At 42.8% G+C, this 19,279-nt stretch carries 9 protein-coding genes; all 9 read right to left on the reverse strand.

Features of this window, described 5'->3' with window-relative positions:
- Positions 1 to 84 precede the first annotated feature (84 nt).
- Complete coding sequence (locus tag ACU1JV_RS21545; RefSeq protein ID WP_413987108.1) at positions 85 to 2,475, reverse strand: copper amine oxidase N-terminal domain-containing protein; 2,391 nt, start codon at positions 2,473 to 2,475, stop codon at positions 85 to 87.
- Between the two features lie 538 nt (positions 2,476 to 3,013).
- On the reverse strand, positions 3,014 to 4,360 hold the full coding sequence (locus ACU1JV_RS21550) for an efflux RND transporter periplasmic adaptor subunit (RefSeq protein WP_058830216.1): 1,347 nt from the start codon (positions 4,358 to 4,360) through the stop codon (positions 3,014 to 3,016).
- A gap of 19 nt (positions 4,361 to 4,379) precedes the next feature.
- The gene (locus ACU1JV_RS21555) at positions 4,380 to 7,517 is read right to left on the reverse strand and encodes an efflux RND transporter permease subunit (protein WP_058830217.1); all 3,138 of its coding nucleotides are present in this window, start codon (positions 7,515 to 7,517) and stop codon (positions 4,380 to 4,382) included.
- 352 nt (positions 7,518 to 7,869) lie between these two features.
- Positions 7,870 to 11,886 (reverse strand): S-layer homology domain-containing protein, encoded by a 4,017-nt coding sequence (locus tag ACU1JV_RS21560; RefSeq protein ID WP_064961678.1) that lies wholly within the window; start codon positions 11,884 to 11,886, stop codon positions 7,870 to 7,872.
- 190 nt (positions 11,887 to 12,076) lie between these two features.
- A complete protein-coding gene (locus ACU1JV_RS21565; RefSeq protein WP_013373415.1) occupies positions 12,077 to 13,207 on the reverse strand; it encodes a glycosyltransferase family 4 protein in 1,131 nt (376 codons plus the stop codon).
- 137 nt (positions 13,208 to 13,344) lie between these two features.
- A complete protein-coding gene (locus tag ACU1JV_RS21570; protein WP_040102711.1) occupies positions 13,345 to 14,106 on the reverse strand; it encodes a WecB/TagA/CpsF family glycosyltransferase in 762 nt (253 codons plus the stop codon).
- Positions 14,107 to 14,114: 8 nt separating this feature from the next.
- Positions 14,115 to 15,251 (reverse strand): polysaccharide pyruvyl transferase CsaB, encoded by a 1,137-nt coding sequence (gene csaB / locus ACU1JV_RS21575; protein WP_165079746.1) that lies wholly within the window; start codon positions 15,249 to 15,251, stop codon positions 14,115 to 14,117.
- Entirely contained in the window at positions 15,227 to 17,242 is a 2,016-nt protein-coding gene (locus ACU1JV_RS21580; RefSeq protein WP_413987109.1) for a DUF5693 family protein, read from the reverse strand. Before ACU1JV_RS21580 ends, csaB begins: the two co-directional genes overlap by 25 nt.
- A gap of 260 nt (positions 17,243 to 17,502) precedes the next feature.
- The gene (locus ACU1JV_RS21585) at positions 17,503 to 19,221 is read right to left on the reverse strand and encodes a phospho-sugar mutase (RefSeq protein WP_413987110.1); all 1,719 of its coding nucleotides are present in this window, start codon (positions 19,219 to 19,221) and stop codon (positions 17,503 to 17,505) included.
- Positions 19,222 to 19,279 lie beyond the last annotated feature (58 nt).

The raw sequence follows: 19,279 nt of genomic DNA on the forward strand, positions 1-19,279 counted from the left end.
TCAATAAGACTAATAAAAGAAAAGGGCTCCAAAAGGAACCCTCTTCTCATCTAATTCAGTTAACTCAAAAGAGTTGCTCTTAAATTAGTTGTTGTTTTCAACAGTTACTGTTTTAGCAGTTGCATCATAGTTGATGGATGCATTCAGCGCTTTACCAACCCAAGAAATTGGCAGTACAGTACGGTTTTTGTTAGTTACAGCTTTAACGTCCATGCGAATCACAGTACCGTTAACAGTCAACAGGTTAGTGTTCAATTTGATTTGAGCAACAGTGTCACCCTTGATCAGAGTAACTGTGGAAGTTGCTTTGTCAAACAGGATGTTTTGTGGGGATACACCCAAAGCTTCAGCTGCATAACGTACTGGCAAGTAAGTACGTCCGTTTTGAGCATAAGCAGCTACATCAGCTGTTTTAGTTTCGCCGTTCACAGTGTAAGAAGTGCTTCCCAGTGTGAAGACAGCTTTAGTTTTAGTAGCACCTGGAGCTGGAGTTCCAATAGTTGCGATTGCTGTTTCAGCAGCAGACGTATTATTGTCTTTCCAGTTTTGAGTTACACTGCTACCTTTGTACGCAGTGTAAGAAACAGCACTACCTTTCAGTTTAGCAACGATATCGCCTTGAGCTACAGTACGGTCAACAGTCAGCTTAGGAGCTGAAATTGTGATTGTACTTGGAGTTGTGCTTTCGCTATCAACGTAGAAAGTCAAACGACCTTTGTTGCTATCGCCGTAAGTATCTGTAGATACGCTCTTGATCTTAGCATCACCAGTTGTAACTTTCACATCTGGAGTAGAAGCAAAGCGAACGCCAACAGGCAATTCCAGAACTACTTCACGGTTTCCGTCTTTTGTCAAAGCTTCTTTAGCAGCTTCAGTGATTGTGATATCACCAATTTGCTGATCTCCCAGACCGATTGTCAGGGTTGGTTTGGAAGCAGCAGCCAAAGTAACTGCTTGTTTCACAGTTGCAACCTTAACAGTACCATTCAGACCTTGGCTACCAGCAACTTCAACATTCAGATCTCCGGAGAAACCTGGTTGAGTAGCAACTTCGAAGTTTTTCAAAGTCAGTTTACCTGGGTCATTAGTTGTTTTGCTTCCTTTGTAAGTCAATCTCAAAGTACGTTTGTCGGAATCGGTATAAGTAACATCTACTCCACTGAAACCATTTGCGTATTCAAGAGATCCACTAAATTCGTTTTTAGCAGGATCAGCTTTGTCAAAAGTAGACTGCCAACGAGCACCTTCTGGCAAACGCAAAGTTACTGTACGTCCTTCTACAAAAGAACCAGCTACAGCTTCTTTAACAACCAAGTCACCGATTTTTTGCTCGTCATGACCAGCAAGGATTGTTGTTGGTGTAGCTACAGATACACCACCACCGATTTGACCATAGCTACCTACTACAAGGGAGCTAACGTCAGTAGTAGCATTACCAGAAATATTAGCTACTACATCGCCTTCTTTAGTGTTAGTCTCATCATCAACGTAGAAGCTCAATGGGAGATTAATAGCACTTTGTTCGGTAGTAGATTTATCTGTGGACAAAGTCAAAGTGTCGCCATCTACAGAAGGAATTACTTTGACACCAGCACCACCATACAAGAATTGAGTGTTTGTGAAGTCAGGAGCGTTCCATTTGAAACCACTTGGCAGTTTCAATTTAATGTTTCCTGTTTTCAGTGATCCAGCCGTTTGTTCTTTAACATTCAAAGTGAAAGTAAAGTTGTCAGTGTTGGAAACAGTATCTTTAGCAGCCAAAGAGATTTGACCAGAAGAAACCACATTCGCAATCACTACTTCACCACTAGTCAAACCACTGTTGGAAGCAGCATCAATTGTTGCTTTAACTGGTCCATTGCTTGGTCCAGTTACATTAATTTTGCTGAAGTTCAGGTAAAGAGTAACATCATCACTCAGGTTAGTTCCACCAGAAACACTGATTTTTGCAGAGTTTACTCTGTTAGTACCATTGTACAAAGGTTGTGCGTCAACTTTAAGGCCAGTGTTGCCATCAAAGTCTGCATACACACCCAAACCGTAAGTAGCGTCGCTAACACTTCCAGTTTTAATGTCATTAACAGTGGTACCAATAACGCCAACAGTTTTATCAGCTTTTGAGTTATCAAACTCGAAGCCTTTAGGCAAAGTCACAGTAAAAGAAGAATTGTTTTGAAGGGATGCTTTACTAATTACTACTTTTACTCTGCCATCAAATGTACCTACACTATCTTTCACATACAATTTAGCATTGGCATCAATTGTAGGAGTATTTAGAGATGTGTAGCTGGAAGATGCATGGATAGCAGTTGGTGCAGTCAATGCTGCGATTGGAGCTGCTACACCAGCAACCAATGTTGCTGTTGCCAGCACGTTGATCATTTTTTTGTTAAACTTTGTCATAACCTTTTTTTCTCCTCCTTGAATATAAACAGAAATATTATTTTTGTCTTTTTGTCGGATCTTGTCACTCATCAGTCGTTACACCTCCTTTCCGAGCTTTATGAGAACCCTTATAAAATGATATCTGTGACAATATCACAGAAGCTTGGAATCTAGTTGAAAGAAAGCGTCCATTTATGACGTACTCCAGTATTATACAATGTGATAACAATGCAGTAAAGATTTTTTTTAGCGAATTTTGTCTTTACGCTTTTGTACCCCTTTGTTTCATACTCACCCAATTAGACGTAGCATGGGTCCAAAAAGTTGCGTCTGTTTCAAAAAAAATTTTATTTTTTTTGATTATGTATTCCGCTTTCCACAGTCATAATTATACTATTGAACCTGTTCCTCCGTCATCCTACAACTTTTACCTTCTCAACCTTAAATGTACAGGGGTATTTTCTGTACATTAATTAGGTCTTTAATGGAGTATATTCGTAACGAATAATCCATAGAATACATAAAGTACATAAAGACTATAGATTCCTTAGAAATCTAATACTCTAATACACTTTAAATAGTAGAAATGACGGAGAACAGCAATATAATGTAAATATAACGAAACAAATTATTTTACTACATTAATCTTCGCGCCATCTGAAAGCAAACTTACGCCCTTAACGACGACATTTTGTCCCTCAGTGAGCCCCTTGGTGACCTCAACCTGTTTGGCACTTTCCTGGCCTGTCTGCACTTCTACCCTCTTAGCAACAGTACCCTCCACTACATATGCATATTTCTTCCCTGCCTGCTCTGTAACAGCATCCTGCGATACTAAAATGTTTTTAGGAGCCTCTGTCTTCATATATACAGTTACAACCATCCCTGATTTTAATTCGCCAGAACCATTAGGAACCGAAATCTCGACAGGATATGCCTTGAGGTCATTATCCATTACCGGATTGACGGCCGACACTCTGGCTTCAATGCGCTTGTCTAATGAGTCCACACCTACAGTTACAGATGAACCCACCTGCATCTTCAGAAGCTCTGATTCAGAAACGTTGACTTTAGCAATGATAGGATTGGTATTTGCAATTGTAACAACTGCAGATTGCGCACTAACCATTTGTCCTTGAACTCCTGTTACTACCGATATCGTGCCGGAAATCGGAGCTTTGACTACAGCATCCACCAGTTGGCTACGTGCTGTGTCTAAACTGGCTTTGGCTTGATTTACAGAAGCGCGCGCTACGTCTATGCCTGTTTTCTGTTGTGCAAGACGCAATGATTTCTGAGCATTATTATATGTTGTTTGTGCACTTTCTTTGGATGTTTGTGCATTGTGAAGTGCGATCTGTGCATTTTCCACCGCAGTTTGAGCCTTTCGATACGCTATTTGAGACTGCTCTAACTCGGATTGAGATAGAGCTCCCGCACTAAACAACTGTTGGTTGCGATTAAGCGTATTTTGTGCATCACGTACGGAATTCTGAGCATCAAGCAAGCTGGTCTGAGCTTGAGTAATGGAATTGTCTTGCTGTACAAGCGCACTTTTGGCTTGATCCACACTGGACTCTGACTGTTGCACAGATTGTGCTGCGCCTGACTCAGCCTGTTTTAAATTGGCTAAGGCAACCTGGTATGATTCCTGGGATTGCTTAATTGAGTCCTGTATATCCTTTTGGTCTATAGTAAACAATGTGTCGCCTTTGTTTACCTTTTGTCCCACTGTAAGGTTAATACTTTGAATTTTACCGCTAATCTTTGGAGATACCTGAGCTGTCTCTTTGGGAGCAAAGCTTCCAATAATCCCTGTTGAATCCTTAATGCTACCTTTAGTCACTTTTGCCACTTGAACTGGGATTGCCTTCTGCACTGAAGCTGGTGCAGCAGGGGCCTCCCCCCCACCGCAGCCTGCTAATGCAACTGATAAAAGCAAAGTTGTGGCAATCAGAGCACTTTTTTTATTCATTATGTTTCTCCACCTCACCTTATATATGAACACTTTTTTGTAGTTTCGCTTCTTTTTTTAGTTGTTTCTTTTCTTGTCTTTTCAGTTTGCGATTTTTACGTTTTTGAATGATATTGTCCAAAATAACATAAACAACCGGAATAAGAATTAGCGTGACCAAAGCTGCGAAGGATAACCCGAATACAACAACAACCGCCATAGGAGCTTGTGTCTCATTACCGTCACCTTTAGCAAATGCCATAGGAATCAAAGCTAGTACAGTAGCCAGCGTTGTCATCAAAATCGGACGCAACCGCTCAGACGCTCCATGAATAATAGCTTCATCTCGATCTTCGCCTTCTTTTCGAAGCTGAATAATGTAATCAATCATAACAATAGCATTGTTGACGACCAAGCCGACGAGCATGATGTAACCAGTAAAAGCTGGTACACTGAGGCTCGCTCCCGTTACAACAAGACCAATAAGCACCCCAATTAACGTAGGCGGAATCGAAAACATAATAACAAATGGTGTAAGCAACGATTCAAACTGTCCTGCCATAACCATATAAATCAGAACTACAGATAGCAGAATAGCTATGGCTAAGTTTATAAAGGACTCCATCATTTGTTCATTTTGCCCGCCTCCCGTATCTGCACTATAACCTTCTGGGAAGTGGGTACTCTTCAAAAGAGCATCTATTTTTTGATTGACGCTTAGAATGTCACCTGATCCATCAATGTCAGCAGAAATCTGTACTTGACGCGTTTGATCTTCACGGGTGACACTATCCGGTACAGCGCGTTTATCAATACTTGCTACTGAAGATAAAGGTACATCAATCCCTTGTGAAGTGGTAATACGTAATGCATTCAGATAGGACCAGTCATGGCGATTCTGCTCTGGCAAAGATATTTTCACATCGATTTGATCATCACCTGTGCGATAGCTTGTTGCAACAGATCCATTAAAGGAAGTGTTCACAGCGGATAAAATTTGTGTTGCTGATAAGCCATATTGACTAGCAAGTTCTCGGTTAACAGTAATCTCATATTCTTCGCGAACCGCATTCAAAGAACTTTTTACATTGACCGTTCCCGGTATGTTCTTTACGCCAGCAACGAGATTGTCGGAGAGTTCCCTCAAGACATCCATATCGTCGCCTTTCAGATTAATGTTAACAGCTGCTCCAGTCGAAAGACCTGTTGCGGACGCCAGTGTAATCTCTGCATCCGGAATACTATCAAATTTCTTACGAAGGCCTTCAACTATAACATCTGTTGCTTGATGGCCATCCTTCAGCGTTACACTTAGTTGTGCCGAATTGGATGGAGCCGCCCCTGAATAACCAGAAAGACCACCAGAACCAACAGTCACCGTCATTTTATCCAGATCAGGAACTTTCAAAATTTCTTTTTCTATACCTTGAACAACTCTTTCAGTTTCCTCTAGAACTGTTCCATTAGGAAGTTTCACTGTAACTGAGAATTCCCCAGTGTCGGATTCAGGAATAAATTCAGCCTTAACCATAGAAATCAGAGCCCCAGCTGCCACAAACATTAATACAGTAATAATTAAAACAGATTTTCTATGATTAATGCCCCACTTCAGTACACGTCGATAGCCACCCTTAAATTTCTCAAATCCGATATTAAACCACACAATAGGGTTAATACCTTTATAAGTACCTGAAGAATATATAGATTCATCCGGTACGGTAGGCAACCAACGTGACCCCAGCATCGGCACAATCATAAGGGATACGAGCAAGGCTGCTATATGAGAAAAGATAACAGTTAGTGCCAACGGTTTAAACATAACTCCAGCAATACCATCAACAAAGACAACAGGTAAAAATACTACAATCTGTGCTAGTGCTGATGCCATAACCGCATTGCCTACTTGCTTGGAGCCGTCAATAGCTCCTTGTAGCATACTTTTCCCTTCATGTCGTTGCCTAAAGATATTTTCAATAATAACAACGGCAAAGTCGACAAAGGATCCTAGCCCCAGAAGCAAACCGCTCAGTGAAATAATATTAATGGTTTGTCCGGTGAAATACATCATCATAAACGTTGCTACGAAAGAAATTGGGATAACGATCGCAGCGATAATAGTAGAACGTATACTATTCAAAAATAACAGCAACACAATGGCTGCGATAATAAGCCCTAATATAGCATGCTCTATTAGTGAGTGTACGGAATCGCTAATGGGTTTGGAAGCATCCGTTACCATCTCCAGTTGAGTTCCCGGAGGCAGGTCCTTCCGTATTGACTCCAAACTTTCCTTCACAGAATTCGCGATTGAAAGAGTATTTCCACCTGTAGCCTTAGTAACAGAAATATTAATACTTGGCTTCCCGTTAAAGGTAGAAATAGTGGTAACCTCTTCTACGGAGTCTTCAACTGTCGCGATATCCTTCAATTTCACGCTTCCCTTACCTACAGGGATTGGGGTTTCGCCCATTTCTGAAACAGCTTTATATTCACCTTGAACTCGAAGTTGAATTTGTGTATTACCACGATATACAGAACCCGCAGAACCAGCAATATTATTAGCCGATAGGGCCTGGCGGATTTGATCCAGCGTAATGCCATAGCTTTGAAGCTTGGCCTGATCCACTGTAATCTTTACGAGTCGTTCTTGTCCACCTGACATGTTGGCTGCAGCTACTCCTGCAATTCTTTCAAGCCGCGGCTCGATAATATCTTCAGCAATAGGCTTCAGCTTGTTAATATCCTGGTCTCCTGTGAAAGCGAGGGTAATAACTGGCGTTGCATTGAGATCCACTTTAAGAACACGTGGCGAATTTGCTGCATCTGGAAGAGAACCTCTAATGGTATCAACTTTATCCCTCATATCGAGGGTTGCCTGGTTCATATCTACTCCCCAGTTAAATTGAATCATGACCATAGATGATCCTTCTGAAGACTCGGACGTGATTGTATCCACGTTCTCGATAGAAGCCAAACTTTTTTCAATAGGTTTAGTAACCAATTCCTCAACCTCAGTAGGCGTTGCGTTTGGAATACTAGTCACCACTGCAGCGTAAGGCAGCTTCATATCTGGCATATACTCGACAGGAAGCCTTAACGCAAAAATACCGCCCCCGATTAACAAAGCAACAATTAACATAAATACTGTTACAGGACGGCGTATTGAAAACTGAGACATCTCATCACTCCCCACTCACTTCTCTATGTAATATTTAAGCACACACATCCTCTACTACGATGAAATAGGCGTAAAGTTTCAGATAAATGCGCAAAAAAACATATAGAAAAATAATAAACACATTTTGAGATAAAATCTTAAAAAAAAGCAATTAATAACAGTCATTAAAGGCAAGTCTAAAACGAAAAAAGCAATAGTGCTTATCCAAAGTTTTCATCTCTTTGATATTATGGCATAGGCCCGTAATTCCAGTCAAATAGCTGATTTATAAAAAACATCCCTCTCATGTATATGAAAGGGAATTTCCATTTCTCATGGAGGGATGTTTAATAATTTCAGGTTGTTGGAAGGATTAAATTTTAGGAAGCAGTTTTTTATCAGCCATAACTTTAGCTACAATAATGGCTGCATCTCCGCGCAAGGTCAAGGATGTAGGGTTAAACATATATCCTTTTTTCAGATCACTTGCGTCTACAGGCGACCCTGTGATAAAGCCTTTCTTAGCAATAGCCAATACAGATGCTTGTGCGTAGTAATCGATCTTGTCCGCATCTTTAAAGGTCTTGGACAGATTTTTCATGATCTTGTCATGATCTGTTTCCAGCTTCAAATTCAATGCCTTGGCGATAATGACTGCTGCATCTTGACGTGTGATTACATCTTCCGGCATAAAGATTCTTGGTTGCGAACCTTTGACAATACCGGCACGCGCAGCTGTTTCAATATAACGATAATCGTAGAGCGCATCTGCGGATATCGTATTTGGAATAGACACGTCGTCGAAATGCTTCGCTCCACTGAAATTAAGCGGAATTTGCAGACCTTTGACAATCATCGACGTGAATTCGCCTCTTTTAATGTAGCTGTCAGGTCCAAAGCTATTAATTGGATCCATTGGGTTCATGACACCTTTGGCCAAGATAGCTTCGATATAATCTCTAGCGTATTTGTGCTTAATGACATCACTATACGTTTCCCCAACCTTAGCGACTACATAGTAGCCGAAACGGTCAAACGGTACTTTAATGGTATGTTTCTTCGGATCCACCACACCACCAATGTTCTGCCAATCCTTCAAATCAGGATCAAAAAAGAACACTGTCATTTGTTTCCCTGCATCCTGAGCAATACTGCTATCATACGTCAGCGTCAATGTAGCACGCTTGGAAGGTACTAGCTCGTTAGATGGGTCACGCCAGTAGAAGTTTTTGATCTTGCTACTGTCATTTTGCGATTTGTTAGCCAATTGATATGGATCAGCACCATACGTTACCGGATCGTAAGCATCTGTTTTGATATCATCTGCTGTACCTGGGTCAATCCAGAATACTGGACTGGACTTGGTAAAGCGACTTGGGAAATCTCTGTTGAAGTATCTACTTCCATCTGCAATCAAGCTCTGCATATCGGACAATGCTTTTTCAGTTTCAAATTCATGACGGTCCACCACACCATCCTCGCTATTTGCGATCGCAAAGTACAAAGTATGGCCAGAGAAAACCTGGTTTTTGAATTGCTGCGGTTGATCGTAATCCCGACGAATCAGGCTCGTTCCCTTCGCGAACGCAAGTGTAAGATTACCATCAAACACTTTGTGCGATGTTTTCATCGCTTCCATGTACTGCTCGCCAGGAATATTAGTAGGCACATATTTAACAGTAATGGTTTGTTTTAATTTTTCCTTACCTACTGTAACCACTACATCAATTTTATTATCTTTGTTGGCTTTTAGACCTGTAACGATGGCTTTGTAGGTTGATGGGTAATCAACAGTACCATCGTAATCAGAATCAAAACCTTCTTGAACTGCTTTTTCCTTACCTACCATAACACTATCTGCATTACCTGCGTTCACAACAACTTGCACAAAGTTTTGATTCACGATTCTTTTTTCAGGAAGCGGACGCAAGATATCAAAAGATGTGGATTGACCGGATACTTGCAGTCGGAAAGTAGCAAACGGTCCGCTCTTGCCGCTGTTGTACAAGGTAATGTTATAAGCTACTGGCGTTCCATCTTGCGAAATAGTTTGGTTTTTCAATACAAAACTGAAATACTTTTTGTCCGGATGGTAGTATACGAGCAGGTCTTTCAAATCTTTGCTTGTAAACTTATCCGTAGTAGCACCAGAGTTGTATGCAGTTTTGGCATCTTCCGCTGAGAAGAACTCGTTATTCAGCGTCCAGTTTACCTCACTGTCGTCCGAACCTTTAATTTCTAAAATGTATTGATCTTTATTGGCAATATCACTTAACGAACCACTCACCTGATCCGCTTTACCCAAATCAGCAAGACTGAAAGTACCAAAGATATTGATATTTTTCAGCGATGTATTGTAGTTAGTGTCATCTACTTTAGTGAAGTTTGCATCTTTTGATTTCGGTGCAATTTCGCTATATTTCGGCGTATTGCTTAGACCACTAACGGGTGTAAAAGGAATAATACCTTGTGTGTTTGGAACAGGAATTACTGGAATATTCGTTTGTGTAAAGTTTACTTTTACCGTATTGCTATACTCGATGCCTGGCTTGAACACAAATTTGATTTCATTATTTCCGTTTGCTAGTGCGTTGGCAGCCGCTGTTTCCGAGGAAGCAGCCAACTTAAAGTTCGCTCCTGAGCCATCAAGATCAACTAATACGTTGTTCACATACAAGAATACATTTCGGTTACTGCCAGTGTAGTGAATATCCGCAGCATTACTCACGTCCAGCAGTTTACCTTTAAAATAACCTAATTGATTCAGTTTGTACGTATTTAAGTTTGCACTCGATGTATTCAACGGAATTTGTTGACCATCATAAATGGTATCGTATTTCATGAATGGACCCTGTAATAAATTAACGGTTGCCTTGATCAATTTACTTGAGTCACCATTCAGGTAAAAATTTAGTACGTTTTGTCCTTCTTTAGGCAAAGTATCTACGTAAGCAACAATTTTTTTCACTTGTGTTGACTTACCATTAATTGTCCGAATCACATCTTGGGGTGAACCCACGGTATGAACCGATACACCAGAAAGCTCGTTAATTGAGCTAGGCGTACCATTAACAATGATAAACTCCATACCTACAGGCACTGATGGAGCATCAGTAGTCTTGTTCTTCATAGAACTTCCTGTTAATTTCATGGCTTCATCTATGGCAGCTGCTTGATCAGACCCGCTACCCTTGATTCTATTCAACAGCTGATTATTAAGATCCGGGAGAAAGTTCACGTCATCAATATAAGGCTGTGTGCTGCTGCGCAATGTAAATTGAACCGCAGATGCATTGGAACTCGTTCCATTTGCAAAACCTACACTCAGAGATGCACGAATCAAGTGGTCGGTTACGATGCCATCAGGCACTGTTACCTGGAACGGATATAATTTGTAACCAGTAGATGTAACAACATTGGCTGTATCAATCGTAGCATCAATTCCATTGGTATCACCAATTGCGCTACCGTTATTGCTTACGTCCGTAAATCTAGCATTAATTTTGCTCACTACTGGATCAGTTGCTCCGGAAGGAACCAGAACATTACCTTTCAAAACCACACCGCTCGTAGACGATACAGTAAAGTCAGGCGAAGTCGTCAGATCAGCAGACACATTTCCGTCCTTGTTCAAAGTCAGATCAGAAAATTCAGGTTTACCCGTATAAATCGTGATTTCACGCGTAACCGTAAGAGCTTGAGTTCCGTTACCCACTTTAATCGTCACTATATTTTTACCCGGGCTGAGTACAACACTTCCTGTTAGCTTATAGCTGGTATAGGAGTTAACAGTATACGTATTGCTACTTTTTGTAGAAGTAAGCGTTACACTGTCAGCATTAGGCGCCGTACCTTGAATGACTACTTTCACATCATCCGTACCGCTATTTCGTGCGTCTGTCAGTACCGCCGTTTGATTCTCTACTAACTGCTGGGTTTCACCATTCAGTGTGGCAGACAGATCATACAGCTTGGGTCCATCCTGATACTCAATGTAAATGGAGTCCTTCATTTCAGCCGAATTTTGACTACTTTGGAATGTAATTCGGTTCAAACCAGGAAACAGTTTAATGTCTGAAATTTGAATCGTAGAGCCATTGACCGTAATTCCGCCCTTTTGACTCTCATTTTTATTAACTACGTTAAGGTTTGTTCCATTTTTAGAGAGTTGGAATACACTATACGATATAGTACTTCCATTCACTCCGTTAATCGTACCGTTAACTGTAACACGGTCGGTATTTACCATTCTGGCCGAATCCGCATCATATTTTTCATTTGGAAAAATGAAATAAGTTCCTGTCGCAGCATGAGCCGTACCTACCAGGGCCGCCGGCACCAAGCCAATGATGAGACCAACCGTCAGCAACATGGATAGCAATCGTTTCAAATCATTGTCCTCCTTTGATTCTGTCGCACCTTGGGGTACGTAATCATTCATTACTTTTTTTATCGGTAGCAAACATACAAAAAATTAGTAAATTCTCAAAAAAGGAGGGAGTTTTTTTACAGCAAACATCAAAAAAGCCTTCAAACCTGCGGTATACCGCTAAGCTTGAAGGCTAACATTTAAATTAAAATTATAATTTCGATCGCGTCTGGGAATCTGGTTTAGCCAACAACCGAATTAGTGTGTTAAGAACAGGACGTTTGGTTTTGCCCACGAGACCAATAACTTCTGCTCCGATCTGTAGGAAGAACATCATGATACATATCACGACAAAGGTGACCCAGTTTGCTTCATTAAGCGCAGCCGACGATTGGATAACGGCTAATATACCGAAAAATACAGCAATACCGTAGATAATCAACACCGTCTGTCTGTGACTGAAGCCTAGTTCGCGCAAGCAGTGATGCAAATGGCCTTTATCCGGTGAGAATATCGGTTTTTTCTGCAACTTGCGACGAATAATAGCAAAGAATGTATCTGACAAAGGTACACCGATAATAATCAATGGCGTAATAAATGATACGATAGCAATTTGCTTGAAACCAAGCATTGAAAGCATAGCTAGAGAGAAACCTAAAAATAAGGACCCTGTATCACCCATAAATATTTTTGCAGGATGAAAGTTAAAAAATAAAAATCCGATAATACTACCTAACAGCACAAGGCAAAGCATCGCCACCATGTAATTGCCCATTAGTAGTGACATCACAGCGATCGTTCCAATCGCAATTCCTGAGACACCTGCAGCTAGTCCATCCAGACCGTCAATCAAATTAATAGCATTGGTCACACCTACGATCCAAAATATCGTAAGCGGAATGGAAATCCAGCTTTCTAAAGAAGAGTATGCATCCTGAAAAGGTACATTTACAAAATCCACACGAATATCAAAAGCAAACACGACCATACATGCCACGGCAATTTGAGCCAAAAATTTCAATTTTGCATTAAGATCAAAACGATCATCGAGAGCACCAATCAATGTAATCAGCGTACCGCCAATCAGAAAGGCTGCAATAAAGTTAATATCCCGTGAGGACAGCATTCCGTCAGGCACAAAAGGTAACATCGCCAATAAGGACAACAGAAATGCCAAGAAAATCCCCAGACCGCCAAGACGCGGCATAATTCGGGTATGTACTTTTCGGGCATTCGGCACATCGACGGCTCCAACCTTCACAGCGAACTTCTTGACAAGCGGCGTAAGTAACAGCGCAAGTCCCAGTGCCATGATGAAACCAATAATATAGATCAATAACATTTGATCATTCGACCCCCAATTTTAAAGCAATGCCTTTTCAGATGTAACCGCATTGAATTATACTCTGATCAAAAATAAATACCAAGCCTCATATTCTGGCAAATTAGCGGGTTTTAAAGGCAGATTCAAGCTATTTATCACACTTTTGTGACGTTTTCTTTTTCACGCATCACTTTCACTGCGAATTTCGGCAACGCAAGCATTCTTTTGTAACGACTAGGCTCTTTTAGGAGTCTATATAACCACTCAGCTCGTAGCTTTTGAAACAGTTTAGGTGCGCGTTTTGTTTTTCCTGATATAACATCGAAACTACCGCCGACCCCCATCATCACCGGCACGCCCAGTTGTTCCTTATATTTACCAATCCAAGGTTCCTGCGTATCCGCTCCACGCGCTACAAACAACAAATCAGGGTTCGCTTCACGAATAGCCCTAATCACCGCTTCATCCTCGTTAGGACCAAAAAAACCATCGCGCTTGCCACAAACCGTAATTCCAGGATAAAGCTCATGTACCCGCTGAGCGGTCGCTTGAATCACTTCAGGCGTTGATCCAAGTAAATAAACTTTCCAATGATAGTTTTCTCCAGCTGCGAGCAATTCATGTAACAAGTCAAAACCCGCCACCCTCTCGGGTACAGGATGTCCAACATAGTTTGCAGCCCAGACCACACCAGTTCCATCTGGAACAATCAACTCTGCCTGTTTCATCACATTCATATACACTGGATCTTCCAATGCAGCCATGACCATAATCGGATTGGCAGTGATCACTTGATGGGGGCGGCGAGACTTCACCGCCTGAATTAATACATTTAATGTATCTTTCATATTAAGCCTTGATACCTGAACACCGAAAATCGGGACGGTAGGCACACTCGTAACCTTATCAACTGTCACTGTATCCATCATCCTTTGCGACACAAGTAATTAACGATATGCTGTGCTGGTAAGCGAGCCTCACTTTTTAACAATGCAATTGCTGCCCCTTGGCTCTCGATCCATTGACTACGCTGATCCAGCAGCCGCATAGACTCGTTAGCCAGCTTTTGCGCATCCAGTGCATCTGTAGTACCAACAGGCTGGCTACCAACACGGCTGAGGAAATGATCAATTTTGGGATCGTAGGATATACCCAACGGGGGCACTTGATGGGACGCTGCATAGATTAAGCTGTGCAGCCTCATCCCGATCATCAAACTGCATCTGCTGACCTCCAAAAGCATCTGTTGAGGATCGGTAACTTGGTCACACATACTGACAAGGCTTCCTGTCCCACTAATATCCCCCAACAAATCCATTACCATCCTTGAAGCCTGTTCATCGTCAGGTAAATGGAATGGTAAGAAACGCAAGTGAACACGGCGTTCCGCAGCTAATCTTTTTAAGCCGTCTGCAATAGCCGTTAAATCGCGTTGTTCCTTATCCCAGTAGCGTACAGACACACCAACAACCGGGAGTTTATCCTCATCAGTCTCAGTTGCTGCATTATGTAGCTCGGAACCAGAGGGCAAAGGAAGCCCCATTACAGGGTCAGGTACAACATGAACAACCGGACGTTTCAGTTTCATGGTACTCAGCAAAGCAGCAGATTGCTCATCTCTGACGGAAACATATTCACAGCGTTGAAATACAGCTCGGATCATAGGATAAAATATCTTCCGTTGTACTGGGCCCATGCCCTGAGCGTATACAAACGTTGGCTTTCCAGCCCATTGAGCCAGTTTCAGAATCGCCAGATAATACGGAATGCTTTTAGGGCTTGTAGCATCCTGGAGCAGACTCCCGCCGCCACTAATGAGCCCGTCACTGTTTTTAATCGCTCTCCGCACTTCTCCCAGGCTCATACGCGGAACAGCTTCTACTCCGTACATTTTCTGTGTCCAAGCAGGGTCAGAAGATAGAACAACAGGCTTGATCGTAATCCCCGCCTGACGGCTTTCCTCTTCTAAAGCAGTCAATATCGACTTGAGCACCGCTTCATCCCCACTATTGTGAAACCCGTAATAACCCGAGATTATTATCGTTTTAGCTGTGGTGACCATTTCTTCCAACATCCTTCCAGCACTTGCCACACGACAATTGCGATGATTCCCAGCACCAATCCAAATCCCAATCCCAACAGCCCACGACTAAACGAGAGTGCTGCTGGAGAGTGAATGTGAGCAAAGGTATCGACCATCGAGGCTTGACCAATAGCAGCTATGATCAGCAAATAGATTGCTTTGCGATATTTCAAAGCCAGGAATGCCCCTGCAATAAACAGTGGGTGAGCCATTAAGAATTCCTTATTGCGCGGACGTACACCAAACGCATTCTCCAGGAAGTTACGGAAAACCAGCTCGGTGTTCGACACCGTACCTGCGTTTCCAGTACGAGTCAAATAGTAGTAGCCTGCCGCGGCGATAACAGCCAGTGCAATAACCCACAATACAGTAATCGGCATACGTAACAGTTTGGAGATTTCCTCCCGTATAGAAACGCCACGATAAAAGAAAATATAAATCGCCGCCAAGAAGATCGGCAGAATGTGAAGCAAACTTACACCTCTAAATTGGTTTAGCACCAGGCTGTAGGCAATGCTGTTCAACAGCGCAATAACAAAAGGCACTGCAGCCAGTGACAAGATCGCTGTCTGTACGTACAGTATAAGGGTGCGAGTCAATCGTTGACCTACAGAAAGTTCAGGCCCCTGTTCACGTTTAAATCTGATCGTACGCACTGCAATGATCATCGCAACCGTAGGTCCGCTAATCGCTGCAAGCAGCGCCAAACCTTGTTCCATCAAGCTGGAGTTCAAAACATAAAGCCCAGCAGAACCAACCAAACCGAGTGCAAATGCCAGCAAAGTCAATGCCGGAACGAAATAGGACACCATAATGGAGAAGAAAGCTAGCGCACCCAGTACGACGATCATTTTGAGATAGCGCTGAATGGAGGAATCGACCACTTGGAACGGTTCAGCTTGTCCCAGTTCAAACCCTTTTTTCTCCATTCGTTGTACAGCGTTGCCCGGTTTGTCTAAGCTGTGGATCAGGTTATCAACCGAGTCTTTCACCTTGGCCTCAGCAACACTGCGGCTAGGCGCGGTATTCAGATACAACATGCGAATATTCCGATCCTTGGTGGCGAGTGCAAAACGATCGGCCAACGTTTCCACATCGAGTGTTGAATCTTTATCACTTAGTGAGTATAGACGCACAACATTATAGTGGATATCGTAAGCGAGCTTATTGAAGCCTGCCTGCGGTTTCTTTAAGTTTTCGATAGCAGCTAGGCCGATATCGTATTTGTTCAGCAATTTAGCAAATGCCGCTAAGCTATGCTCTTTCTCGTTATCAGTAAAGCCTTTGACTGAATCCCCTTCAAACAAAATGCGCTTTACACCATTTTGCTGAAAGGAAGCCAGCATCTCTTCCGTCAACTCCTGGTTATAGGGAAGGCTGTCACTCATGCGTGGAACAATAAAAAATCCTTTGCTACGAAGCTGCTTCATAGCAATCGGGTCAGGCTGCATAGGCTTGAGATACGCATCCTCCGGGGATGTTTCCACAACAAGCCCTTCCTGTCCCTGATAACTCCACGGCTTTACATTGATGCCTAGACTTGTAAAGGTACGTAAAATTAACGGCTTTAATGCTTCGGCATTTTCTTTGTCAGCGAATACCATGTACGTATAATTCTCATTTGCAGGAGAAAGACGTTTTTCCAGATCCGCAACATTCTGAGTCGTATAAGTTACAATACGGCCCGCTTTACGGAAATCATCCAACGTACTTTCATACATCGCCATGCTGTTCACACCAGCCTGTTGTAAGCGGTCAAGCTGCTCATTCAGATAGTCCTGCGGATGAGCCTGATACGAAGCCGCCTCCGTCAAATCCCGATAATCGAATACAATCTCTACTTTTTTACTCGAGGATTCTGTCTTTACACGATCGGCGATAACTGGAATGGAAGCCAGCAAGCCAACCGCAACCAGAATCCACAACCATTTTCGAGAAGCTGTATTCCAATACTGCCATTTCTGATACACCAAAGAACCTCCTTAATATTCGGGATTTTGCAAAATTCAATGCTGCCCACCTTGCCATTCTACTCTTGAGTAGGCCACTCATTGAATTTTGCAAAATCCTCCGTTGCCGGAATAAGCCTATTTTTCCAAAGCCTCTTCCAGGTTATTCTGCAATACAGAGAAATGACCTCCACGGCGTACTACCCTTTGCCGTGAGAGGTCACCGATTACTTATTCCATATCAATTTACCTTAACCTATTCTATTATAAAGGGAATTTTCTCAAGCGTCTACGCGGGCCATAACAGCATCGACCAGCTGACCGATTCTTTGCTCCGCGTCTGACAGCGAGAAACCACGTACTGCAAAGTATACTTTGATTTTAGGCTCTGTGCCCGAAGGACGCAGGCAGAACCAAGAACCGTCCTCCAATAAAAACTTGAGTACGTTTTCCTGCGGAAGTCCGTCCAAGCCTTGCGAGTAGTCCAGTACTTTGTCTACCTTCACACCTGCAATCTCTTGAGGTGCGTTGCTGCGCCAATCCGTCATTTTGCTCTGGATTTGCTCCACTCCATCCTTACCCTTGAGTGTACGAGACTCCAGCTTTTCAAGGAAGTAGCCAAACTGCTCGTATAGCTCTTGTAAAACATCATAGAGCGTCTTGCCTTGCGTGCTGTAATAAGCAGCAGCTTCGGCGATCAGCATGGCCGCCAAGACAGCATCCTTGTCACGTGCGTAATTTCCTGCCAGATAGCCGTAGCTCTCTTCATAGCCAAACAGGTAGGTATACTCGCCAGTTTGGTCAAACTGGTTCATTTTCTCGCCAATATATTTGAAGCCGGTTAGCGTGTTAAACACTGTTGCTCCAAAATGTTCGGCAATGACTGCACCCATTTCGCTAGTTACGATGGTTTTGATAACTGCACCATTATTCGGAAGCTTACCAGTTTCTTTCAGTTGATTCAGCAAGTAGTAAACCATAATTGCGCCGGACTGATTACCGGACAATACCACATATTCGCCATCACGGTTTTTCACAACTGCCCCCATACGGTCAGCATCAGGGTCTGTTCCGATCAACAGATCTGCACCAATCTTCTCACCCAGCGCAATGGCCAGCTTGAACGCATCACGTTCTTCCGGATTAGGCGACTTAACGGTCGAAAATTCTGCATCTGGCTGCTCTTGCTCAGGCACAATATGCACCTGTTCAAAACCGATTTTCTCCAGTACACGACGAACAGGTGTATTTCCAGTGCCATGAAGAGGTGTAAACACAACTTTAAAGTTCTTGCCCGGTCCAGCTGCAATCAGTTCTCGGTTCACACTCACACCGGCTACCGTATCCACAAACGCTTCATCTTCCTCTTCTCCAAGCCAAACCAACAATCCCTGTGCCTCTGCTTCTTTACGTGTCAGACTTTTGATGTCAGCAAAAGAAGGGACCTCACGAATATAGCCAATCACCTTTTCAGCCTGATCTGGAACAAGCTGACCACCTTCATTATTGTATACCTTGTAACCATTATACTCGGGAGGATTGTGACTCGCCGTGACAACAATTCCTCCACTGGCTCCCAAATGACGTACACTAAACGAAAGCTGTGGCGTTGGACGCAAGGAAGGGAACAACTTAGCTACGATACCATTGCCCGCCAGCACCAAAGCTGCATCCAAAGCAAACTCTGGCGAAAAATGACGCGAATCATGTGCAATGACAACCGAAGGTTTGCCTTCTTTGCCAGCATGCTGCTCTAAAATATAGCGAGCGAGCCCTTGAGTCGCACGTCCGATCACATAACGATTCATCCGGTTACTGCCTGCCCCAATTACTCCACGTAGACCGCCTGTACCGAATTCCAGTTCTTTGTAAAAGCGATCCTCTAGTTCCTGGTCGTTGCCTTGCAATGCGCGCAACTCCTGTTTGGTTTCTTCATCAATATAAGGGTCTTGCAGCCAGCTCTCAATGCCTTCTAATGCTTTTTTACTCAACTGCGTCATACGGAATTTCCCCTCTCCATTTTTGGGTTGTCAAAACAGGATCTCTATGTACACATGC

Source organism: Paenibacillus sp. T2-29 (assembly GCF_052921365.1).